Raw genomic sequence first — 22,467 nt, 5'->3', positions numbered from 1 at the left:
AGGGTCCCGTCGGGGACGACGGTGAACGTCATCGCGGACCCGCCCGGCTTCGATCCGGACCGCCCTCACATCGTGCTGGGCGCGCACCTGGACACCGTGCCGCAGGCCCCGGGCGCCGAGGACAACGCGTCAGGCGTGGCGGTCATCGTGGGGCTCGCCAGGATGCTCCGCGAGCAGTCCGCGAAGCTCCCAGTGCGCCTCGTCGCCTTCGGTGCCGAGGAGGCCCGGGGATCCGGCGGGCAGTGGTATGCCTTCGGGTCGCGCCACTTCGTGGGCACTCTCGACGCCGCGCAGCGCAAGGCGGTCAGGGCGATGGTCTCCCTGGACCGCGTCGGGCGGGCCGCCACGGCCGTCCCGGTGTGCCACGGTGGCCGAGGGTCGGCCGCGGTTGTCGACGATCTGCGGGCTGCGGCGACCATCCGGACGAAGGCGTGCATCAACCGCGCGAGCGACCACGTGTCGTTCGAGCGGGTTGGCATCGCGACAGCCCGGATCGGCAGCGTCCCGTACGACCAGTACCACTCGTCCAAGGACGTGCCCGGCGTCGTCGACGCGCGGCAGCTCGGCCGGTCCGCGACGGTGGTGTGGACCTGGCTTCGCGGGTTGTGACGACGGCCCTCACTCGAACCGCTGGCAAACGCCGATAATCGACATTATGTCATTTAGCCAAACGGTCCATGCTCACGGCTCTCCCCTGATGTCGCCACGTCAGCGGCGACGGAGGCTCCGCTTGCGGGCGAGAACCTCTGCGGGCATGCCAGGCCCGGGCTCGGCCCGCACTTCGGCGGGATCGTCCACGACGCCGCAACCGGCGCAGCTGAGCCCGCTGGTGACTGCCTCGCCGCACTCCGTGTGGCGGTACTCGATGGGCGGTCCGTCCGGCGCGGCCCATCGGTCTCCCCACTGCGTCAGCGCGACGATTGCCGGGACGAGGTCGCGCCCCTTGGCCGTCACGACGTACTCGGGCGTTCCCGACTGGCCGGCGCTGGGCTGCCGCTCCATGATCCCGGCCCCGACGAAACCCTCGAGCCGCGCCGCGAGGACGTTCGTCGCGATCCCGAGCGTGCGCTGGAAGTCGCCGAACCGCGTCGATCCGGCGAACAGCGCGTCGCGCAGGATGAGCAGGCTCCAGCGCTCCCCCACGATCTCCAGCGCGCGCGCCATCGAACACACTTCCGAGTCATACGTCTTGCCGAGCACGGTTCCAGTGTAGATTGCCGACTTGCATGATGAAATCGCCGGGCCGGTACCCTTGGCGGCAATGCAGTGTGACTACTTCGACCGCGGCCAGTGCCGCTCCTGCACGCTCATGGGGATGCCGTATGCCGCTCAGCTCGCTTCCAAGCAGGAGCGCTGTGCTGCCGCTCTGGCCGAGGTGGCCCCCTCCGTCACGTGGTTGCCTGCCGTGGCGGGACCCGAGTCCGCGTTTCGGAACAAGGCCAAGCTCGTCGTTGCGGGTCGGACCGGCGCGGTCACCCTCGGCATCCTCGACGACGCCGGACAAGGCGTGGACCTCCGGGAGTGCGGGCTCTACGAGCCCGGGCTCGCACGGACCTTTCCCGTGCTGGCCGGCTTCATCGACTCGCTCCGACTCGAGCCCTACGACGTGCCCGCACGTCGTGGCCAGCTCAAGTACCTCATCCTCACGCACTCCCCCGACGACGAGCTGATGATCCGCTTCGTCCTGCGGACCGGTCACGAGATCCCCAGGATCCGCAAGGCCTTGCCGCGGCTGGTGGCGGCCCTGCCGCGCATCGCCGTCGTCTCGGTGAACCTCCAGCCCGAGCACAAGGCCATCCTCGAGGGCGACACGGAGATCCTGCTGACGGACCGGTCCACCCTGCCGATGCGCGTCAACGACGTTGTCCTGGGGCTGCGACCCAACAGCTTCTTCCAGACCAATACTGCTGTGGCGGCCGCGCTCTACCGGCAGGCGCGTGAGTGGGTCGACGATCGTTCACCCGGCTCCGTCTGGGATCTCTATTGCGGGGTCGGCGGATTCGCCCTGCACACCGCCGTTTCAGGTCGTGAGGTCGTCGGGATCGAGGTGGCCCCCGACGCCGTCGAGAGCGCCCGGGCCAGCGCGAGCGAGCTGCGGCGGCAGCACCCGGACGTCGGGCCGATGCGGTTCACGACGGCCGATGCCACGGCGCACCGCGGCGCCGGTCTCGCGGCCGCCGACCTCGTCATCGTCAACCCGCCACGGCGCGGCATCGGACCGGACCTGGCCGGTCGGCTCGAGGAGTCGGCGGTCCGGGACGTCATCTACTCGAGCTGCAACGTCGGATCGCTGGCCCGGGACCTCGCCGCGATGCCGTCGTTCAGCGTCCAGGAGGCTCGGCTTTTTGACATGTTCCCGCAGACGAACCACCACGAGGTGATGGTGCGACTCGAGCGGACCTGAGGCCACCGCACCGGGTGAACTTCATAATGTCGATTACCGGCTAATTCCATTGTCGCACAAGGGAATTCACGACATGGGACATGTCATCTGCTGCGACGGCCGAGGCTCGCCGCATAACCGTCCAGGGCGTCCAGGACCTCAGGTGACCGGTAGACGCGGTTGCGCTTCCACCCGGTCGACTCCACGAGAATGCCGGCGCCCACGAGACGGGACAGCGCTGCCTGCGCGGTGGGCGCCGACACGTCGAGGTCTGCCATGACGAGCTTCGCCGTGACGACCGGCTGACGCAGCAGCAGGTCGGCGATGGGCCAAACGGCGGAGTCCGAGCGCGCCTCGACGCGTCGGCCCCACTCGTCCCGCACCTCGCGCAGACGGTTGACGAGCCCCTCGCCCACCATGACGCCTGCGCGGGCGGCATCCGCGACGCACCGAAGGATCGGCTCGGCGTCGCCGGCTCGGTAGGCGCCGAGCGCCGCGAAGTACCGGTCCTTGGCCACGAGGAGGCCTGCCGAGATCGGGACAGTGACCCGGTGGATGACTCCTGTGCTGAGCAGTGACGCATGGAGCAGGGCCCGGCCGGTCCTGCCGTTGCCGTCCGCAAAGGGGTGGATCGTCTCGAACTGCGCGTGAGCGAGTGTCCCCAGGGCCAGGGGTGGCACGTCGTCCCGATCCAGGAAGGCCACGAGGTCGGTCATCAGGGGCGGGACCTCTGCGGCCATGGGCGGTACGAACTCGGCGTCACCGGGATGGAGGCCGGTCCCCCCGATCCAGACCTGCTCCTCGCGCCACCGTCCCGGCCGAACGCGCTGCTGACCTGTCATCAGGGCCCGGTGCATCGACAGGATGGAGGCCACGTCGAGGTCCCCCGCAAGGTCCATCGCAGCCTGCATGGTCCGGACGTTGGCGAGGATGGCGACCGCGTTGGTCCGATCGCCGGCCCCGATCGCGGCCTCGGCCAAGGCCCGGGCCGACGAGGTGAGGTTCTCGATGTGGGAGCTTGCAGCGCTCTCCGAACGGAGCAGGATCGAGGCAAACGGAGCCACCTCCCCCGCTCCCCCAGCATCGAAGGCGGTGAGCAGTCGCGTCGCGTCGTCGAGGTCGGCCGCGACGTCCCCCGGCAGCTCGACGGCGACCGTGGCAATCTCGGGGACCACCGCTGGCCGGTAGGTCGTCGGAATGCTTCGACGCGCGCGCCTCGAGGTCGTCGCGATGCCCTCGGGTGCCGAGGACCACGGAGCCACCCGGGAGCTGATCGACGGCCAGAGCATATGAACCTCCTAGTTAAGGATAAGTGCATATCCCTAACTAAGGCTACGCGAAGTCGGCTGGATCGCCTGCCCCGACGCGAGCGACCTCCGGGTAGCCGTCGGAGAAGTCCACCACCGTCGTCGGCTCGAGACCGCACTCCCCGGAGTCGATGACGGCGTCGATGACATGGTCCAGACGATCCTTGATCTGCCAGCCGTCCGTCATCGGCTCCTCGTCCCCGGGGAGCAGCAGCGTGCTCGAGAGGATGGGCTCGCCCAGGGCGCGCAACAGCTCCCGGACGACCGGATGGTTCGGGATGCGCACCCCGACCGTCCTCTTCTTCGGATGGAGCAGCCGACGCGGCACCTGCCTGGTCGCCGGCAGGATGAACGTGTAGGGCCCGGGCGTGTGTGCCTTGACGGCTCGGAAGACGGAATTGTCGAGCTGGGCGAACTGCCCGAGCTGGGCGAAGTCGGCACATACGAGGGTGAAGTGGTGCCGCTCGTCGAGCCCCCGGATACGCAGGATCCGGTCCTTTCCCTCTTGGTTGTCGAGCGAGCATCCCAGGGCGAAGCACGAGTCCGTCGGGTACGCGATGAGCCCACCATCACGCAGGATCTGCACAGCTTGAGCGATGGCCCGCGGCTGCGGGTCGACCGGGTGGACGTCGAAGTACTTCGCCATGACGCAACCCTGCCACGTCCCCCACCCGCCACGAGCTGGAGAACGGGCTCAACCGGCAAGGGCGTCCGCGATGCGCTCGACGCCGAACTCGAAGGCGGCGTCCACGTCTCCACCCATCCGGAACGCGCCAGCCAGCTCCATCGCCACGAACCCGCTGGCCCAGGCGGTGAGCGTTCGCGCAGCCTCGAGCGCGTGCTCGGGACCCGCGAGCTCCGCGGCGATGCGCACCACGGCGGCCGAGGACCGGCGCGCCGTCTCCGGGTCGAGCCGGTCCTCTTCGGCAGCGGGGCTCAGGACCAGCCGGAACGCCGCCGGGCGCTCATGGGCGAAGCTGCGAAGTGCTCGGGCAGCGGCTCCGAGCGCCTCCTTGGGGGGCGTGCCGAACGGAGCCGACGCGTCCAGCCGTTCCCCGAGATCGCGGGCCGCGTCCTCGGCGACGAGGCGCACGAGCGCGCCTCTCCCGGACACGTGCTTGTACAGCGACGGCGCCCGCACCCCGACCCTCGCCCCGACGGCCTGCATGGACAGGCCGGCGGGGCCGTCGGCCTCGAGCAGGTCCGCGGCGGCGCGGACGATCGCGTCGATGGACGTACGTGCCGGTGCCGGCATCGGATCTCCCTCGGCTATTGCTATTAGCCTTGATGGCTACGTATCGTAGCCATCATCCCATCCTGGTTCATCGGAGACAACCCATGCAGATCGCACCATCCCTCCACCGCATCGGCAACGACATCGTCGCTGCCTATCTCGTCGTCGGTGACGACGGCGTCACCGTGGTCGACGCTGGGCTTGCGGGCCATTGGCGAGAGTTCCTTCGCGAGCTGACCCTCCTCGGCTGCAGCCTGGACGCGGTGCGAGGTGTCGTGTTGACGCACGGGGACACCGACCATCTCGGCTTTGCCGAGCGGCTCCGGGCCGAACGGGGCGTCCGGGTGTACGTGCACGCTGCCGACGCGGCACGGGCGCGAGGGGAGGAAAAGGCGCACGCCACCTTCGGGTCGTGGCGACCAGGTGCGACCGCGCGCTTCTTCGCTTACGCAGCCACGCACGGCGGCCTCCGCACCACGTACGTGCGCGAGGTCCACGAGGTGGCGGACGGCGACGTCCTGGACCTACCCGGGTCGCCACGCATCGTCGGCCTCCCCGGCCACTCGCCCGGCAGCGTCGCGGTGCACGTCCCGGCTCTCGACGCCGTCATGGTCGGGGACGCTCTCACCACGCGTCACGTCCTCACGGGACGAACCGGTCCCCAGCCCGCCCCCTTCACCGACGACACGGCTCAGGCCCTGCGCAGTCTCGACCGGCTCGCTGGCATCGACGCACGGTGGGTCCTGCCCGGCCACGGTGCACCATTCGGCGCAGGTACGGCGGAGGTCGTTCGACTGGTGCGCGAGGCGGCGAGCGCGCACCCCTACTGAACGGATCCGCACCTCCGCCAGCCCGCGCCCGCTGGATCACAGGGCCAGGCTCGCGGCCGGCACCCACAGGGCACACGGCTTCGTCGAGCCCGCCCTCACACAGCCACATGGCGGTAGGTCCTTCGGCGGCGCGAGGTCGTCGATGGCGTCGTCGCGGCTCCAGAGGGCGATGCTGGGTCGCCAGAGATCCGTGACGACAGCGCAGTCGCACGTCGCTCCTTGAGCCGCAAGGCGCTTCGTCAGGCTCACGGCGCGCCGCGCGCGAACGAGGCGGTAGTGCTCGGCCCAGCCGAGCGAGTCACTGCACCGGGCCGCTGCCATCATCCGATGGACAAAGCACGCCAGGCACTCACCATGGTGGGGCAGCACGCCGGTGTCGGGATCGATGGAGCTGCCCGTGAAGATATGGATGACGTTGGACATGGTCCTCCCTTCGCGGCCAGCCTGTGTCGGGCCGCTTCCTGCCACCACGGGCGGAGCCGGTCCTGTGGACCCCACTCAGTAGGCGCGTTGGGATGTGGACAACGCGGATCACGCCCCTGCGCCGGCCCGGCGCCACACGACAAGCGCCCGACCCGCGACCCCAACGAGCAGGATGAGGACACCGGCGACGAGGGACGCGACCGGCACCGTGAAAGCCAGTACGACACAGCCGACCAGCCCGATCGCCTGCAGGACACGCGGGTAGATCCGGTCCTGCCCGGACTGGGTGAAGGCCGCTGCGTTCGCGATGGCGTAGTAGATCAGGACCCCGAAGGACGAGAAGCCGATGACGCCGCGCAGGTCGACGACGAGCACGAGCACGGAGACGATGGCGGCGAGCGCGACCTCGGCGACGTGGGGCACGGCGTATCGGTCGTGGACCCGCGCCAGTGGACTCGGCAGGTCCCCCTCCCGTGCCATGGCAAGCGAGGTCCGTCCGACCCCGGCGATGAGGGAGAGAAGGGCGCCCAGGGCAGCGACCGCAGCGGCGACGATGACGACGGGAGCGAGCCAAGCGGCATACGGCGTCCTCTCGGCGGCGTCGCGCAGGGGCGCCTGGGCCGCGGCGAGAGCAGAGGCACCGAGTCGATCGAGCAGGATCCACCCGGTGACGGCGTACAACGGCACCACGATGGCGAAGGCGATGATGATGGCCCGCGGAATGGTCCGGCGTGGACTCGACACCTCCTCCCCCATCGTCGCGATCCGCGCGTACCCGGCGAACGCGAAGAACAGTAGAGCCGCGCCCTGGGCGACCCCCGCCCAGCCGACCGGGGCCCCGAGCGTGACCGGCGCCGGCGGCGCCCCGGACGCCACCGCGACGAGGGTCGCAATGAGGAGGGCGAGGACGACGGTCACGAGGACCTGCGCGAGGCGCGCCGTACGGGTCACGCCGTGGTAGTTGACGGTGGCGAGAGCGATGACGGCCCCGATCGCAACGGGGCGCTGCCAGGCACCCGGAACGACGTAGGCGGCGAAGGTCATCGCCATGGCGGCGCAGCTCGCGGTCTTGCCGATCACGAAGCCCCAACCCGCGATGAACCCCCACCACGGTCCCAGCCTCTCGCGGCCGTAGACGTAGGTGCCCCCGGACGTCGGATACTGCGCGGCGAGCTGCGCGGACGACGTCGCGTTGCAGAACGCCACCACCGCAGCCACGCCGAGGGCGAGGAGCAGCAACGCCCCTGCGGCAGCGGCCGCAGGGGCGAAGGCGGTGAACAGGCCCGCACCGACCATGGAGCCGACGCCGATGTGGACGGCGTCGGCCATGGTCAGCCGGCGAGCGAGAGCGGGCTGCGAGGACACGCCCGCAGTGTGTCAGGCGGAGGTGTGCGGCGGGTGCACGTCAGGTGCTCGAGGCCTCGGCCAGCAACGACTCGAACGGAGTGACGTCCTCGAAGGGGTCGACGAGTCGTGGCGCGGGCGACCCCGCGACGACCCGGGCGAAGTCCGCGCCCGCGCGCTCGATCCGGGCACCGAGGCGCCCTGCCTCGACGCTCCCCCAGTCCTCGGACGCCGCGAAGACGGCGACCGGCGCGACGAGGGCACCGAGGTAGGCGAACAACGGCCGCAGGGCGTGATCGATGGCCAGCGAGTGGCGGGCCGTGCCCCCGGTCGCGCCGAGCAGCACGGGCTTGCCCCGCAACGAGTCCGCGGGCAGGACGTCGATGAGCATCTTGAACAGCCCGCTGTAGGAGGCGCTGTAGATCGGCGTCGACACGATGAGCGCGTCCGCCTCGACGATGGCGTCGAGCCGCTCCTGTAGCGCGGGCGACGCGAAGCCGGTGAGCACGTTGTTGGTCAGGTCGTGCGCGATGTCGCGCACCTCGATGAGCTCGACGTGGGCATCACTACCGGGGAGTGCCCGGACGACGGCCTCGGTGAGCCGGTCTGCCAGCAGGCGCGTCGAGGACGGCTCGGTGATGCCTGCGGTGATGACGGTCAGGCGCGTGGTCATCAGTTGGCTCCTTGTATGACAGGCGTGCGCGATTCGTCGGGCGAGGCACCGGTGACGTCATCGGCGGCCGCATAGACGGTCGAATCGTGCGCCCCACCTGACGCCGCGACGAGCGACGCATGGGTCGGCGCGTCCGGCACCTGGGCCGGCTTGAGGGCGGCGAACTCCTTGCGCAGCACGGGGACGACCTCCTCGCCGAGGATGTCGAGCTGCTCGAGCACGGTTTTCAGCGGCAACCCGGCGTGGTCCATGAGCCACAGCTGGCGCTGGTAGTCGCCGACGTAGTCGCGGTAGCCCAGCGTGGCCTCGATGACCTGCTGCGGGCTGCCGACGAGGAGCGGCGTCTGGGCCATGAAGTCCTCGAGGGATGGGCCATGGCCATAGACGGGCGCGTTGTCGAAGTACGGCCGGAACTCGCGGATCGCGTCCTGGGAGTTGCCCCGCATGAAGACCTGCCCGCCGAGGCCGACGATCGCCTGGTCAGCGGATCCGTGGCCGTAGTGCTCGAACCGGCGGCGGTAGAGCTGGACCATCTGCCTGGTGTGGCTGGCCGGCCAGAAGATGTGGTTGGAGAAGAACCCGTCACCGTAGTACGCCGCCTGCTCCGCGATCTCCGGGCTGCGGATCGAGCCGTGCCACACGAAGGGCGGCACGCCCTCGAGCGGGCGCGGGGTCGAGGTGTAGCCCTGGAGGGGCGTGCGGTACTTGCCCTGCCAGTTCACGACGTCCTCGCGCCACAGGCGGTGGAGCAGGGCGTAGTTCTCGATGGCGAGCGGGATGCCGTCGCGGATGTCCTTGCCGAACCACGGGTACACCGGCCCGGTGTTGCCTCGGCCCATCATGAGGTCGATCCGCCCGTCGGCCAGGTGCTGGAGGTAGGCGTAGTCCTCGGCGAGCCGCACGGGGTCGTTCGTCGTGATGAGGGTCGTCGACGTGGTCAGGATGATCCGTCTGGTCACGGCGGCCAGGTGCGCGAGCAGCACGGTCGGGTTCGCGGGCGCCACGAACGGTGGGTTGTGGTGCTCGCCCGTGGCGAAGACGTCGAGGCCCACCTCTTCGGCCTTCTTGGCGATCTCGATGGTCGCCTTGATCCGCTCGTGCTCGGTGGGCGTGCGACCCGTCGTGGCGTCGGTCGTGACGTCGCCCACGGTGAAGATCCCGAACTGCATGTGTCCCAGCTCCCTCATTAATTGACGATTCAAGCATACCAACAGCCGTCCCCCGCCGCACATTCCCGGTCCCGTCGGGAGGGCCGTGCGATCCTGACCCGGTGACCCCTGAGATCTCCCCGAAAGACCGCTTCATCACGGTCTACGGCCGCAACCCAGTCCACGAGGTCCTGCTCAATCCTGACCTGCACGTGGACAAGGTCGTCATCGCGGAGGGCGCTCGAGGCGCCGGGCTGACGGAGATCAGGAAGGTTGCTGGCCGGCGGGGCATCACCGTCCAGTCGGCGTCCGCGGAACGGGTCAAGAAGCTCTCCGGCAACGGCCGACAGGACCAGGGTGTCTTCGCCGACGTCGTCGCCCCGCGGATGCTGCCGCTCCCCGTCGCGCTCGATCATGCCGACCTTCGGACCGTCCTCGTCCTCGACGGCATCACGACCCCGGCGAACGTCGGGATGATCCTCCGCTCGGCCACGGCCGCCGGTGTCGACGGCGTGGTCGTGCCGCGGCGGGGTGTCGCGTCCATCGACCCGCTCGTGGTCAAGGCCTCGGCCGGAGTCGCGTTCCGGGCCCCGATCCTCAAGGCGTTCACCGCCGCGGAGGCAGTCTCGGCCCTCAAGGAGCACGGGTTCCACGTCGTCGGACTCGACGCCGAGGGCGAGGACGACCTGTTCACCGCCCACCTGCCGGAGCCGGTCGCCTTCGTCCTGGGCAGCGAGACGTCCGGTCCCGGCCCCGAGGTCGCCCGCCTGGTCGACACGTGGGTCTCGATTCCCATGGCGGGCGGCGTCGAGTCGCTCAACGTCGCGGCGGCCGCGGCGGTGGTGTGCTTCGAGCTGGTCCGGCGGGCCCGAGCCTGACCACATCCTGACGGGGCTCACCCGTCCATCGCACGGACCGTCCCGCTGCCGACCTCGGTGACCCGCCCGCCGACGAAGACGGTGCCGTCGTCGTCGACGCCCACCACCACCCGTGACGGTCTCCCAACTTGGTGCCCCTGCGAGATGGTGATGAGCTCGTCGCGCCGTCCGGTCAGGGCGAGCCAGTTCCCGAGGTTGGCGGCAGCCGAGCCGGTTGCCGGGTCCTCCTCGAGGGCACTGCCGCTCACCGCGAAGAACCGGGCTGTGATCATCGACTCCGCGGTGCGTGCCCAGACATAGACCTGGGGCTCTCGGCCCGGCAGCGACAGGCGCTCGCGCATGCCGCGCGGGTCCGGCTGGCAGGCCTGCACCGCGGCCCCGTCGGAGAGCTCGACGAGGAGCTGCTCGACCCCGGAGTCGACCCAGTGCGCGCCGTCGGGCACGACCGCCTCGGGCCGTACCCCGAGCACCTCGGCCATCTCCGGCGGCGTGGCCCGGGCGGATCGAGCCGTCGCCGGATTGGCGCGCAGCCTCCAGCCGTCGTCCACCCGGCGCACTGGGATGCGTCCCGCCGGCATGGAGAGCGCTACCTCGTCGATGCCACCGGCCCGCGCCGCCACGACGTGTGCTGTCCCCAGGGTCGGGTGCCCGGCGAAGGGCATCTCGTAGGACCCGGTGAAGATGCGTACGTCCGCCTCGGCCACGTCGGCCGACTCCGCGCGCGTCGCGGTCACGAAGGTGGTCTCGCTGAGGTTGAACTGCCTCGCCCACGCCTGCATCTGCAGAGCCGTGAGGGCGGCCGCGTCCTCGAAGACGCAGAGCGGGTTGCCGGAGAACGGATCGCCAGCCATCGAGAAGACATTGAGCAGTCGGAATCGCAGGTCCATGAGGAGAGTCTGCATGGCACTACATTGGCCGCATGGCCAAGCCAGACGGTGTCGTGCCCGGAAGCGTCTACCTGTTCCGCCACGGCGAGACGGATTGGTCGCTCAGTGGACAGCACACCGGCACGACCGACCTGCCCCTGCTTCCCGAGGGTGAGGAGGCGGCCCGCGAGCTCGGGGAGATCCTCCAGAACCGGGCCTTCGAGCGCGTCCTCGCGTCACCCCTGCAGCGGGCCCGACGCACCGCCGAGCTGGCCGGACTGACGAACATCGAGGTCGAGCCGCTCCTCCGGGAATGGGACTACGGTGCCTACGAGGGCGTCACGACCGCGGAGATCTCGGCGCGGCTCGGCCGGCCGTGGGAGGTCTTCGTCGACGGGGTCGTCCCCGGGGACACTCCCGGTGAGACGCTCGAGGAGGTCGCCGCCAGGGCCCAGCAGCTCATCGACACGATCTGGCCGAGCCTCGAGCAGGGCGACGTCGCGCTCTTCGGGCACGGGCACGCCCTGCGGATCCTGACGGCGGTCTGGCTGGGCCGCGACCCCCGCCTCGGGCAACACCTCATCCTCGACCCCGGCTCGATGAGCATCCTGACCCACCACCGCTCCACCCGCTGCATCGGCACCTACAACCTGTCCCCTTGGCGGCTGCTCCGGAACTCCACCACGCGCTGAGCCCGCGGGGCCGACCGAGCCGGCTCAGCGGCATACGGCCAAGTCTCCCTGTGGCCCACGATGACTCAGGCTTCCTTGGGAAGCTCCCACGTGTGGACCGGCTCGTTGGCGTGCATGCCCTCCATGTACTTCGCCAGCATCTCGCGCAACGCCTCGTCCCGGGTCAGCCCTCGGGACTCGAGCCGGGCCACGCACTCCGCCTGCCAGCAGGCGCCGTTCATGCTCGTCAGGCAGCGCTGCTCGATGACGGACAGGTAGCGGTCCCGCACGGCCTGCGACACCCCCCAACGCTCGAGCCCCTCGTGCGCCATCGGTAGCAACCGGCGCAGGACGAGCTCCGTTGCGGGCACCTCGCCCAGGCCGGGCCAGTACGTCCGGGCGTCGATCCCGAGGCGAGCGCCTTCCTCGAAGTTGGCCTCCGCCGCGGAGAAGCTCATCCTCGTCCACACGGGGCGGTCCTCCGAGTCGAGCACCCGCATCGTCCCGTAGTAGAACGCGGCGTTCGCCAGGACGTCGATGATGCTCGGGCCCGCGGGCAGGACGCGGTTCTCGACCCGCAGATGCGGTCGGCCGTGGACGATGTCGTAGATGGGGCGGTTCCAGCGGTAGACCGTCCCGTTGTGCAGGCGCAGCTCCTTAAGCTCCGGGACCTCACCGCGCTCGAAGACGTCCTCCGGCTCCTCGCCCGTGATCTCGGGCAGCAGCGCCGGGAAGTACCGCACGTTCTCCTCGAAGAGGTCGAAGATCGACGTGATCCACCGCTCGCCGAACCACACACGCGGCCGGACTCCCTGGTTCCTCAGCTCGACCGAGCGGGTGTCGGTCGACTGGGTGAACAACGGGATCCGGGTCTCCGCCCACAGCCGCTGACCGAGGAAGAAGGGCGAGTTCGCGCCCACCGCGAGCTGCGGACCGGCGAGGACCTGGGCGGCGTTCCAGTGGTCGGCAAAGCGCTCGGGCTCCACCTGCAGGTGCAGCTGCATCGACGTGCACGCCGACTCCGGAGCGAGGGAGTCCGAGTACCGCGCAATGCGCTCCCCCGTCGGGCCCTCGAGCTCGAGCCAGACGTCCTCGCCGCGGGCGTCGAGGACGGCGATGTTGAGCGCCTCGTAGCGGATGTTCTCGCTGATCCAGTCGCCCTCGAAGTGCTCGGGCATGACCGTCGGCAGGATGCCGATCGCGACGATGCCGGTGTTCAGCTCGGCGGCCCGCTCCGACGCATGGTTGAGCGACGCGCGCAGGTCCTGCTCGAGCTCAAGCGCGGCGTCACCGGGCAGCGGCCGCGGTCGGACGTTGAGCTCGATGTTGAAGCGCGCCAGCTCGGTCTGGTAGTCCGGGTCGGCGATCTGCTCGAGGATCGTCTTGTTGTCGAGCTTCGGACCGAGGTTGCCGTTGACGAGGTTGAGCTCGATCTCCAGTCCGGTCATGGGCCGTTCGAACTCGAACTGGCTGTGGCCGAGCATCCGCTCGAACACGTCCAGGTCGCGGCGCACCTTCTCGCGGTAACGCTGCCGCTGTTCTCGGGTGTACCTCGCCTGTTCGACTTCGGCTCCCACGAGACCGAGACAACCACACAAGCAGCCCCCGCGCGAGGGTTTCGGACGAGTGTCGCTTGCGTACGGCCGTCAGCCCTCGAACGCCTCCGGCGGCGGGCAGGAGCACACGAGGTGTCGGTCGCCGTAGGCGCCGTCGATGCGTCCTACGGGGGGCCAGTACTTGTCTGCCGCCTCGACGCCCACGGGGAAGGCCGCTCCGGTGCGTTCGTACTCGTGCACCCAGTCCCCGCTCGCGATGGCGTGCGCGGTGTGGGGCGCGTTGCGCAGCATGCTCTCGGAGAGAGCGACGTCGCCCTTGTGGATCGCCTCGATCTCGTCCCGGATCGCGATCATCGCGTCACAGAACCGGTCCAGCTCGTGCTTGTCCTCGGACTCGGTCGGCTCCACCATGAGCGTGCCGGCGACGGGGAAGCTCATCGTGGGCGCGTGGAACCCGTAGTCGATGAGGCGCTTGGCGATGTCGTCGACGGTCACGCCGGTGTCCGCGGTGATCTTCCGGACGTCGAGGATGCACTCGTGCGCCACGAGGTCGTCACGACCGGAGTAGAGCACCGGGTAGTGCTCGCGCAGCCGCGCGGCGATGTAGTTCGCGTTGAGCACCGCCACCTGGGTCGCGTGGCGCAAGCCGTCACCGCCCATGAGCCGGACGTACGCCCACGAGATCGGAAGGATGCTGGCGGAGCCGTAGGGAGCCGCGCTCACCGGCCCGACGCCCGACTCGGGCCCCGCCTCGCGAGCCAGCGGGTGGTTGGGCAGGTGCGGCGCCAGGTGCGCACGGACGGCCACCGGGCCGACGCCCGGGCCGCCGCCGCCGTGCGGGATGCAGAAGGTCTTGTGCAGGTTGAGGTGGGACACGTCGGCCCCGAACGCGCCCGGCTGGGCCAGCCCGACGAGCGCGTTGAGGTTGGCGCCGTCCACGTAGACCTGTCCGCCCGCGTCATGGACGAGCTCGCACAGCTCGGTGATGGTGTCCTCGTAGACGCCGTGCGTCGACGGGTAGGTCACCATGATGGCCGCGAGGTCGTCGCGGTGCTGGTCGACCTTGGCGCGCAGGTCCGCCAGGTCGACCGTGCCGTCCGCAGCCGTCTTGACGACGACGACCCTGAGCCCGGCCATGACGGCCGATGCGGCATTGGTGCCATGGGCACTGGCCGGGATGAGGCAGATCCGGCGGTGACCCTCACCACGGGCCGCGTGATAGGCATGAATGGCGAGCAACCCCGAGAACTCCCCCTGCGACCCGGCGTTGGGCTGCAGCGACACCGCGTCGTAACCGGTGATCTCGCAGAGCCAGCCGGCCAGCTCGTCGATGAGGTGGCGGATGCCCTCGGACTGGTCCGCCGGCGCGAAGGGGTGCAGGTTCGCGAACTCCGGCCAGCTGACGGACTCCATCTCGGTGGTGGCGTTGAGCTTCATGGTGCAGGAGCCGAGGGGGATCATGCCCCGGTCGAGCGCGAAGTCACGGTCGGCGAGACGCCGCAGATAGCGGAGCATCGCCGTCTCGGAGCGGTGGGCGTGGAAGACCGGGTGCGTCATGAACTCGGACGTCCGGGCGAGGTGGGTGGGCAGGTCCAGCTCGGTGCTGACGGCGCTGATCGGGTCGGCTGCCTGGGCGGCCGGCCCATCCAGTCCGAATCCCTCGAGGACTGCCGCGACCGTCCGTGCGGTCGTCGTCTCGTCGAGGCTGAGCGAGACCCGATCCGCGTCGAAGCGGTTGAGGTTGATGCCACGGTCGACGAACCCCCGGACGACCTCGTCGGCGCGGCCGGGAACCGAGATCGTCAGGGTGTCGAAGCAGACCTCCGTGGTGACGTCAACTCCCCCGGCCACCAAGGCTTCTCGCAGGTTCACGGCGTGAGCGCGGATCCGCTGAGCGATCCGCGTCAGCCCGTCGGGGCCGTGCCAGACGGCGTACATCGATGCCATGACGGCGAGCAGCACCTGAGCGGTGCAGATGTTCGAGGTGGCCTTCTCGCGGCGAATGTGCTGCTCGCGCGTCTGGAGCGCGAGACGGTAGGCGGGCGCGCCGTGTGAGTCGACCGATACGCCGACCAGCCGACCGGGCAGCTGCCGTTCGAGGCCCTTGTGGACCGACATGTAGCCCGCGTGCGGTCCTCCGAAGCCCATGGGCACGCCGAGACGCTGGGCGCTCCCAACGGCGATGTCGGCACCCCACTCCCCCGGAGGTGTGAAGAGCGTCAGTGCAAGCAGGTCCGCGCATGCGGTGACGAGGGCACCCGACCCGTGGGCGGCCTCGGCGAGGGCACGCCAGTCCCTCACCTCGCCGGTCGCGTCGGGGTACTGCACGACGACGCCGACGACCTGGGCGCCGTCAGCAGCGGCCGCGAGCTCCTCGGCGGTGCGGACGCCGCTGAGGTCGGTGACGACGAGTGGAAGTCCGATGGCCGAGGCTCGCGTCTGCATGACGGCGATGGTCTGGGGGAAGAGGGACCGGTCGACGACCACGACGCCCTCCGTGGCGCGGCTCGCCCGGTGCATGAGAGACATCGCCTCGGCTGCCGCGGTGCCCTCGTCGAGCAGGGATGACCCGGCGATCTCGAGACCCGTCAGGTCGCTGATGGCGGTCTGGAAGTTCAGCAGGGCCTCTAGCCGCCCCTGGGAGATCTCCGGCTGGTAAGGCGTGTACGCGGTGTACCACGCTGGGTTCTCGAAGACGTTGCGCCGCACCACCGGTGGGGTGATGGTGCCGTAGTAGCCGAGCCCGATGAGCGAGGTGAGGACGCGGTTGCGCGATGCGAGGGACCGCAGCTCCTCGATCACGGCTGACTCGCTCTCGGCGGCCTCGATCCTCAGCGACTCGGTTGACCTGATGGCCCCCGGGATGGCGCGGTCACACATGGCCTCCAGGCTCGGCTGGCCCACGACCCGCAACATCTCGTCGACGTCGTTGGCGTCGGGACCGACGTGCCGGCCCACGAAGTCGGCGAGGGTGGGCGTCAGCGTGACTTGGGACTGGGACGACATCGGGGCTCCTCGAGGATGAGCGGATGAACACGCTCCCCGACTGTCGGCGTCCGGCACCATTGCCGAATCTCCTCCAGAGTGCCTCGCCACATGGTTCGGGTGCCTGAGAGGTTCCGGGGATGTTGCCCCTTCGGCGCCTCGTCGACGGGGGCGTCACCCGCCCTTTCGTCGGCCGAGAACTCTCCCATGTGGGTCGCGCGGCGGGCTCAAATCTACCAGCCGTAGCGCTCGACCCTCGCGCCCGACGAGCGCGGAGCCCGGCGCTCAGGCCATGCGGCGGGCCTGTCGGCGGGCGGTCAGCTCATCGTCCGGGTGAGCGGCCGACTCCTCAATGTCGGCGCGCTCGCTCGGCAGCTGGGCCAGCTCGCCCTCCACCTCACGCCAGACGCGACCGACGGCGATGCCGAAAACGCCCTGACCGCCCTGCACGAGATCGATGACCTCATCCGCGGACGTGCACTCGTAGACCGAGGCTCCGTCGCTCATCAACGTGATCTGCGCCAGGTCGTCCACGCCGCGCCCACGCAGATAGTCGATGGCAACTCGGATCTGCTGGAGGGAGACACCGGTGTCGAGCAGGCGCTTGACCACCTTGAGGACGAGGATGTCGCGGAAGCCGTAAAGCCGTTGGGTCCCCGAGCCGGTTGCGCTTCGCACCGATGGCTCGACGAGTCCGGTGCGGGCCCAGTAGTCGAGCTGCCGGTAGGTGATCCCGGCGGCACGACAGGCGGTGGGCCCGCGGTAGCCGACGTCTTCGGCCAACTCCGGAAGATCGTCGGTGAAGAGCATCCCCTGCGAGGGACCCGGGACTCGACCGCCACCAGGTGCAGCGTCCTCGATGGCGGCCATGGGAGGTCCTCCTCATCAGAAGGCTATGGGTGTCGAGTGGACGACACCGGGGTAACTACAGTCGCGTTGTTCACTTCGACGGTAGATCGCGCGGGGAGGACCGTCAATCACCGCCCCCCTGACCAGGTCCGTGTCGCGGCCTGCTATGGCCCGTTCAGGCGTCCTTGGGCGGGCCGGGCTCCCCCGGCTGCTCGAAGTCCTCGGCGGACACGTGGTCGAGGAACTCCTTGAACCGCTCGACTTCGTCGTCCTCGTCGGAGGAGACCACGATGGCCGCCTCGTCGAGGATGCTCGGCTCGACGAGCACCTTCGAGCCGGTGCGCAACGCCAGGGCGATGGCGTCCGACGCGCGTGAGCTGATCTCCGTCTTGCCGTCGATGACCAGGGCTGCATGGAAGACCGAGTCCCGCAGCGCCACGATTCGCACCTCGGTCAGCTCGTGCCCGAGTGCGGCGAGGATGTCGCGCATGAGGTCATGCGTCAGCGGTCGAGGCGGGACCACCCCCTGCTGCGCGTACGTGATCGCGGCGGCCTCGGGGGCGCCGATCCAGATGGGCAGGTAGCGGCCGCCGTCCCGCTCCCGGAGGAGCACGATTGGCTGGTTCGTCGGCATCTCCACCCGGACACCCAGGACATCGACCTCTCGCACGCCTCCACCGTACCCCGCGTGGAGCCGGGGAGCTGCCAGCTGGGCCGGCCGGCTCAGCGCGTCAGGCCGGTGCGCACGAGTGCGGCGTGCAAAGCGATACAGGCAGAAAGGATCTCGGCGGTCCGCTCCTCGCGGGAGCCGTTGCCGCGCCGGGTTGCCAGGACCTGGTCGACAAGCCCGATCTCACGGTCCGCGGCGGTCCGAAAGGGGCGCAGATGGCGTGGCTCGAGGCCATGCTCGGCGAGGCGCTTCGCGGCGACGGCGATGTCGACGGCCTCCGCCGCGAAGTGGCCCGTGGCGTCGGCGCGGAGCAGTCCGAAGCTCTCGAGCGCGGAGAACAGCGGCTTGTCGATACCGCTGGCCTGGCGCAGCTCAGGGCCCGTGACTCGCACCCGTCCGCGCGGGGACAGAGTCGCGGCGCGCAGGAGCGCGGGATCCGACACGGGGGTCGAGGGAGGTGGTTGTCCGGACTCCGCGCCGGGGTCGGGCCGTCCGTGATCGAGGGCGTCGAGAGCCTCTCGAATCACCTTGAGCGGCCAGAAGCGGTCGCGTTGCGCGGTCAGGATGTAGCGCAGGCGCTCGACATCCTCGTCGCGGAACAGCCGATAGCCGGCCGGGGTGCGCTCCGGGGCCACGAGGCCCTGGGCCTCGAGGAAGCGCACCTTGGACGACGTGACGTCGGGGAACTCGTCACGCAGTTGCTCCAGCACTTGGCCGATCGTCAGGCCACCTCGCGTCCCGGGCCTGTCAGGGTGACCCGCAGTCATCGAGGCGCTGCGTCAGGCCGCGTAGTAGACAAGCCGGAACTTGCCGATCTGGACCTCATCCCCGGTGTGGAGGTGCGCCTCCTCGATCCGCTCGCGGTTGACGTAGGTGCCGTTCAGCGAGCCGGCGTCGCGAACGATGTAGCCCTGGTCGCTGCCGATGAAGAGCGCGTGCTTCCGAGAGACGGTGACGTCATCGAGGAAGATGTCGGAGTCCGGGTGGCGCCCCGTCGACACCTCGAGGTCGTCGAGGAGGAACCGCGCTCCTGTGTTGGGTCCCCGGAGCACGATGAGCAAAGCGGTGCCCGGCCGGAGCGCCTCGATGGTCGCCTGATCCTCCGCACTGAGGCCACGGATGTCGTGTGTCTCCACGTGCTCGGCCCCGGGGGCGGGCACGCCCTGGAACTGCATCGTGCGGGGTTCGACCGTGAAGTCCTCCTGGTCGGGCTGGTCGCTCGACATGCGGTCCTCCTGGTACGGATCTGTCTCGGGGGTTTCTTCACTCTAGTTCACCCGGGTGCCCCGGCGACGCGCGCAGGGACGCCGAAAAGGGCTCTGGGCCGCGTCAGGTCAGTGTGGCCACGTAGCCTGCGGAGTCGAGCAGGCCGTCCAGGGCGGAGCGGTCCTCGATGCGCAGCTCGAACATCCAGCCCTCGCCATAGGGATCGGAGTTGACCAGCTCGGGCGTGCCGTCGAGAGCCTCGTTGACGGCCGTCACCTCGCCGGCGATGGGCGCGTAGATGTCGCTCACGGACTTCGTCGACTCGACCTCACCGCAGGCGTCACCGGCAGCAACCGAGTCGCCGACCGCCGGCAGCGAGACGTAGACGACGTCACCAAGAGCGTCCTGGGCGAATGACGTGATGCCGATGCGGACGACGTTGTCCTCGTCACCCTCGCGGATCCACTCATGGTCGCTCGTGTAGCGCAGGTCGGAGGGGTAGTCGAGGTCACTCATGTTCGCTCCTGTCAGAACGGGGTCGGATGGGGTGCTCGAGATCTGCAGCGCGACCCTGGGAGGCAGCTCCGCCATCGGTCGAGTCGAATCTACCGGCGGCCGAGCCGCGCCGGGGCGCGAGTCCCCAACTGCCTCACGACTGACGTCTCTTTACGTGTCCCCACTGGCTTCACTGGCCCGGTTCGGCGTGAGTCAGCGGTGCCGGAGTGTGGGTGGAGGTGATCTCGATCGTCCTCGACTCGGTCACCGAAGCGTTGGCGCCCTTCTGGCGAATCGTCTCGACGATGCCCCCCGGGATCGTCATGGCGGACGCCAGCGTGTTGGAGTCGCCGATCGCCTTGACGGTGATGGGTCGGCTGATCGAGGTGCCGTCGACGGACAGGTCACCGTTGGTGTCACCGACGTACGAGGAGGCGACGACGCGTACTCCCCCGACGTCGATCGACTCGGCACCTGCGTCCCGCAGTTCCTGGATGAGGTCGAGGATCACCGGACCACTCACCTGCCGGCTGGGGTCACTGATCGACACCGTGATTCCCGGTCCCTGCGCGGCCAGGGTGCCCGCCAGGATCCCCAGTGTGTCGGCGCGACGCTGGGCCTGCTGGAGGGCCTCGGCAGCGCTGTCGGTGCCGTTGAGCAGCGCCTCGCGCCTCGACTCCAGCTCCCTGACCTGCGCGTCCAACCGGTTGGAGCGGGCCGAGATGTCGTCGAGGAGGCGGATCAGATCTGACTGGCTGAGCTCGCTGAGACCGCGCTCGTTGGTCAGCTGGACCTGGGTCGCGATGCCCACACCCAGCGCGATGGCGAGCAGTGCAGCGAGAACGTTGGCCTTGGTCGTGCGAGGCCTGCTCATGCGAAAGAGGCGCCGCCACGCGGCCTTTCCCTCCACGTGTCCCGATGGGACACCCTCGCGGCCCACCGCCAGGTCGGCGGGCGTCACGGCTTCAGGGCCGTATGCCGCTGTGCTCGCTTCCACGACATGGGCAGCCGGGCGCTGGGGCTCGGCTGGCACGACGACCGCTGTCTCCGCCTCGGCGGGAGGAGCGCCGGCCGGCATTGCCGGATCCGGCAGTGCCGGATCCGGCTCCGCCTGCGCGGGGGCATCGTCGGGGACGGACGCATCGTCGGCCTCGAGCGGGACCTCCTCCGGCGTGGATTCCTCTCGTTCGGGTGTCCCTTGCTCGGGTTCCTCTTCTTGGGGATTCCCTTGCTGGGGTTCCTCTTCTTCGGGTTCGCCCGAGGCGGGCTCCCCCGCGCCTCCTGCCTCCGGACCGGTTCCCTCCGGTTCCACCCGCGCCGCACCGTCCTCCGGCTGTGGATTCGGCCCTTCCTGCGCGGCACCCTCCGAAACGGCGGGTTCGGGCGCGGGCGTCTCGGTCGCGGTAGGGGCCGCCTCCGTCGCGGTCGTCTCCGTCTCGTCGTCCTGCGCGACTGCCCGACCGGGCGGTGCCTGCGCCTTCTTGAAACGGTGGGACTTGCCTCCCTTGCGGCGCGCCATGTCAGGCCTTGAAGAGATGACGGCGGATCGACGCGACGTTGGAGAAGATCCGGACGCCGAGCACGACGACGACCCCGGTGGACAGCTGCGCGCCGACTCCGAGCTGATCACCGAGGAAGACGATGAAGGCCGCCACGACGACGTTGGACAGGAACGAGACGACGAAGACCTTGTCGTTGAAGATCCCGTCGAGAACAGCGCGAACGGCGCCGAAGACTGCGTCCAGGGCCGCGATGACAGCGATCGGGAGGTACGGCTGAAGCCACACAGGTACGGCTGGGTCGAGCAGCAGGCCGATCGTCAGCCCTACCAGGAGTCCGAGGGCTGGAATCACGAAGTGCTCCTCTGTGTGTCGTCTCGTGCGGTCATCGGCTGGCTCCGAAGGACTGGTTTGGCTCGGACGTCCCGGGGGTGACGGTACCCGGGCTGGTCGTCGTTTCGCTCGATTCAGGTTCGGTGCCGGTGGTCGCCTTGTCGGTGGGCGAGGTCGTGCCCTTCGCGGCGCTGCCCGTCATCGGCTTCGCAGCGGTCAGTCGCGTCACGGAGTCGCCCGGCACGGTCAGGCGATCGCTGGCCGAGAGGTCTGAGGTGATCCCGAACTGCTCGCGCAGCTGAGCGAGGTAGACGCCGGCGAATGACGGCTCGAAGAGCTGCTGCATGCGCGCCGCGTCGCCGAGCACGGTGATGACGTACGGCGGCGTGATCGGGCGGAAGTTGACGATGATCGCCTGACCGGCGAAGCGGATCGCAGCAGTGGAGGTGAGCCGGTGGCCGTTGATCGCGATCGCCTCGGCGCCGACGCCCCACAGGCCGTTGACCACGATCTGCAGGTCGCTCGAGGCGACGCGCCCCGAGTCGAATCCGCTGCTCGGTCGGTCGCCCGGGTTGGGATCTGGCCCCGCCGACGGCGCATCGTCCAGCGTCACGGTCAGGCCGGGGCCGGTCAAGGAAACGACTCCTGCCGCAATCTCCAGGTCGCGAATGGTGTCCGTCAGGTCATTGGCACCGGCCTGACGGAGTGCCAGCGCATCCAGGTCCCCGACCTCCTTGCGCAGCGAGGCGATCCGGGACTCCTGCTGTTGGCCGTCGGCCTGGACGCTCTCGATTCGCGAGATGAGCTCCGCCTTCACGGAGGCCGCAGCGGTCGGGCGGGGGCGCAGCGCGTGGGCGCCGACGGCGAAGAGGAAGCCGGTGAGAACCATCATGACGATGACAGCCACGGTGCGGGTGGGCGTGGCCGGCGGGAGGCCGGCTGCGACGCGGCGATCGGCCGCCTCCTGGTAGCCGGCGTCAAGCGGCCGCTCGAGCATCGAGGTCAGCAGCGTCATCGACTCATCAGGGCGGCGCTGCCCCGGCCCGGTCGTCATCCCGCCTCCAGCCGCGCCCGCGCGAGGACGAACCTGGCCTGCAGTGCGTAGAGGATCGCGGCG

At 69.7% G+C, this 22,467-nt stretch carries 24 protein-coding genes and 1 riboswitch; of the genes, 5 read left to right on the top strand and 19 right to left on the bottom strand.

The window, feature by feature from the left end; genetic code table 11:
- Window positions 1-609, top strand: a 609-nt coding sequence (locus VIR15_RS17890) for a M28 family metallopeptidase (RefSeq protein ID WP_331930222.1), incomplete at its 5' end; no start/stop codon positions are given.
- Between the two features lie 99 nt (window positions 610-708).
- On the opposite strand, the gene VIR15_RS17885 is transcribed toward VIR15_RS17890, so the two are convergent.
- On the bottom strand, window positions 709-1,200 hold the full coding sequence (locus VIR15_RS17885) for a winged helix-turn-helix transcriptional regulator (protein WP_331930220.1): 492 nt from the start codon (window positions 1,198-1,200) through the stop codon (window positions 709-711).
- 61 nt (window positions 1,201-1,261) lie between these two features.
- Here VIR15_RS17885 and VIR15_RS17880 point away from each other — a divergent pair, with 61 nt between their 5' ends.
- A complete protein-coding gene (locus tag VIR15_RS17880; RefSeq protein ID WP_331930218.1) occupies window positions 1,262-2,404 on the top strand; it encodes a methyltransferase domain-containing protein in 1,143 nt (380 codons plus the stop codon).
- Window positions 2,405-2,487: 83 nt separating this feature from the next.
- On the opposite strand, the gene VIR15_RS17875 is transcribed toward VIR15_RS17880, so the two are convergent.
- The 3 genes from VIR15_RS17875 to VIR15_RS17865 are packed head-to-tail and all read right to left on the bottom strand — an operon-like array spanning window position 2,488 to window position 4,945.
- Entirely contained in the window at window positions 2,488-3,672 is a 1,185-nt protein-coding gene (locus VIR15_RS17875) for a Fic family protein (protein WP_331930216.1), read from the bottom strand.
- 43 nt (window positions 3,673-3,715) lie between these two features.
- Complete coding sequence (locus tag VIR15_RS17870) at window positions 3,716-4,336, bottom strand: L-threonylcarbamoyladenylate synthase (RefSeq protein ID WP_331930214.1); 621 nt, start codon at window positions 4,334-4,336, stop codon at window positions 3,716-3,718.
- Between the two features lie 48 nt (window positions 4,337-4,384).
- Window positions 4,385-4,945, bottom strand: coding sequence for a TetR/AcrR family transcriptional regulator (locus tag VIR15_RS17865; protein ID WP_331930212.1), 561 nt, complete (start codon window positions 4,943-4,945; stop codon window positions 4,385-4,387).
- An 83-nt stretch (window positions 4,946-5,028) separates the two neighbouring features.
- Between VIR15_RS17865 and VIR15_RS17860 the strand changes: the two genes are divergently transcribed.
- Window positions 5,029-5,754 carry an MBL fold metallo-hydrolase gene (locus VIR15_RS17860; protein WP_331930210.1) on the top strand — a complete coding sequence of 242 codons (726 nt, stop codon included), beginning with the start codon at window positions 5,029-5,031 and terminating at the stop codon, window positions 5,752-5,754.
- A gap of 36 nt (window positions 5,755-5,790) precedes the next feature.
- Here the strand turns inward: VIR15_RS17860 and VIR15_RS17855 are convergent, their stop codons facing one another.
- From VIR15_RS17855 to VIR15_RS17840, 4 genes are all read right to left on the bottom strand, one after another.
- A complete protein-coding gene (locus tag VIR15_RS17855) occupies window positions 5,791-6,177 on the bottom strand; it encodes a DUF2695 domain-containing protein (protein ID WP_331930208.1) in 387 nt (128 codons plus the stop codon).
- 108 nt (window positions 6,178-6,285) lie between these two features.
- Window positions 6,286-7,542 (bottom strand): APC family permease, encoded by a 1,257-nt coding sequence (locus tag VIR15_RS17850; RefSeq protein WP_331930206.1) that lies wholly within the window; start codon window positions 7,540-7,542, stop codon window positions 6,286-6,288.
- A 40-nt stretch (window positions 7,543-7,582) separates the two neighbouring features.
- Entirely contained in the window at window positions 7,583-8,194 is a 612-nt protein-coding gene (locus VIR15_RS17845; RefSeq protein ID WP_331930205.1) for an FMN reductase, read from the bottom strand.
- Window positions 8,194-9,363: an LLM class flavin-dependent oxidoreductase gene (locus VIR15_RS17840; RefSeq protein ID WP_331930204.1), complete on the bottom strand. Its 1,170-nt coding sequence runs from the start codon at window positions 9,361-9,363 to the stop codon at window positions 8,194-8,196. The genes VIR15_RS17845 and VIR15_RS17840 overlap by 1 nt, the downstream gene beginning before the upstream one ends.
- A 101-nt stretch (window positions 9,364-9,464) precedes the next feature.
- Between VIR15_RS17840 and VIR15_RS17835 the strand changes: the two genes are divergently transcribed.
- Window positions 9,465-10,220 carry a TrmH family RNA methyltransferase gene (locus tag VIR15_RS17835; RefSeq protein ID WP_331930202.1) on the top strand — a complete coding sequence of 252 codons (756 nt, stop codon included), beginning with the start codon at window positions 9,465-9,467 and terminating at the stop codon, window positions 10,218-10,220.
- Between the two features lie 17 nt (window positions 10,221-10,237).
- Here the strand turns inward: VIR15_RS17835 and VIR15_RS17830 are convergent, their stop codons facing one another.
- Entirely contained in the window at window positions 10,238-11,122 is an 885-nt protein-coding gene (locus VIR15_RS17830) for a PhzF family protein (RefSeq protein WP_331930200.1), read from the bottom strand.
- Window positions 11,123-11,139: 17 nt separating this feature from the next.
- Here VIR15_RS17830 and VIR15_RS17825 point away from each other — a divergent pair, with 17 nt between their 5' ends.
- Complete coding sequence (locus VIR15_RS17825) at window positions 11,140-11,778, top strand: histidine phosphatase family protein (RefSeq protein ID WP_331930198.1); 639 nt, start codon at window positions 11,140-11,142, stop codon at window positions 11,776-11,778.
- A gap of 65 nt (window positions 11,779-11,843) precedes the next feature.
- Here VIR15_RS17825 and VIR15_RS17820 read toward each other — a convergent pair whose 3' ends face one another.
- The 10 genes from VIR15_RS17820 to VIR15_RS17775 all read right to left on the bottom strand — a co-directional run.
- Window positions 11,844-13,334 carry a glutamate-cysteine ligase family protein gene (locus VIR15_RS17820; RefSeq protein ID WP_331930196.1) on the bottom strand — a complete coding sequence of 497 codons (1,491 nt, stop codon included), beginning with the start codon at window positions 13,332-13,334 and terminating at the stop codon, window positions 11,844-11,846.
- Window positions 13,335-13,403: 69 nt separating this feature from the next.
- On the bottom strand, window positions 13,404-16,319 hold the full coding sequence (gcvP, locus tag VIR15_RS17815; RefSeq protein ID WP_331930194.1) for an aminomethyl-transferring glycine dehydrogenase: 2,916 nt from the start codon (window positions 16,317-16,319) through the stop codon (window positions 13,404-13,406).
- Between the two features lie 81 nt (window positions 16,320-16,400).
- Window positions 16,401-16,516, bottom strand: a riboswitch (glycine riboswitch).
- 67 nt (window positions 16,517-16,583) lie between these two features.
- Window positions 16,584-17,168: a MerR family transcriptional regulator gene (locus VIR15_RS17810; RefSeq protein ID WP_331930192.1), complete on the bottom strand. Its 585-nt coding sequence runs from the start codon at window positions 17,166-17,168 to the stop codon at window positions 16,584-16,586.
- A 154-nt stretch (window positions 17,169-17,322) separates the two neighbouring features.
- Window positions 17,323-17,817 carry a bifunctional nuclease family protein gene (locus tag VIR15_RS17805; RefSeq protein ID WP_324144334.1) on the bottom strand — a complete coding sequence of 165 codons (495 nt, stop codon included), beginning with the start codon at window positions 17,815-17,817 and terminating at the stop codon, window positions 17,323-17,325.
- Between the two features lie 53 nt (window positions 17,818-17,870).
- On the bottom strand, window positions 17,871-18,584 hold the full coding sequence (ftsR, locus tag VIR15_RS17800; protein WP_524538108.1) for a transcriptional regulator FtsR: 714 nt from the start codon (window positions 18,582-18,584) through the stop codon (window positions 17,871-17,873).
- 12 nt (window positions 18,585-18,596) lie between these two features.
- The gene (locus VIR15_RS17795; protein ID WP_331930188.1) at window positions 18,597-19,043 is read right to left on the bottom strand and encodes an FHA domain-containing protein; all 447 of its coding nucleotides are present in this window, start codon (window positions 19,041-19,043) and stop codon (window positions 18,597-18,599) included.
- A gap of 103 nt (window positions 19,044-19,146) precedes the next feature.
- The gene (gene gcvH, locus VIR15_RS17790) at window positions 19,147-19,539 is read right to left on the bottom strand and encodes a glycine cleavage system protein GcvH (RefSeq protein WP_331930186.1); all 393 of its coding nucleotides are present in this window, start codon (window positions 19,537-19,539) and stop codon (window positions 19,147-19,149) included.
- Between the two features lie 169 nt (window positions 19,540-19,708).
- Complete coding sequence (locus tag VIR15_RS17785) at window positions 19,709-21,037, bottom strand: DUF881 domain-containing protein (protein ID WP_331930184.1); 1,329 nt, start codon at window positions 21,035-21,037, stop codon at window positions 19,709-19,711.
- A gap of 1 nt (window position 21,038) precedes the next feature.
- Window positions 21,039-21,371 (bottom strand): small basic family protein, encoded by a 333-nt coding sequence (locus VIR15_RS17780; protein WP_324144329.1) that lies wholly within the window; start codon window positions 21,369-21,371, stop codon window positions 21,039-21,041.
- A gap of 31 nt (window positions 21,372-21,402) precedes the next feature.
- On the bottom strand, window positions 21,403-22,467 hold a 1,065-nt coding region (locus tag VIR15_RS17775), incomplete at its 5' end, for a DUF881 domain-containing protein (RefSeq protein ID WP_331930180.1).

Origin of the sequence: Intrasporangium sp., from assembly GCF_036566125.1 — a bacterium.
In the GTDB taxonomy this organism is placed as follows: Bacteria; Actinomycetota; Actinomycetes; order Actinomycetales; family Dermatophilaceae; genus Intrasporangium.
This window is presented reverse-complemented; position numbering and strand designations above follow the sequence as displayed.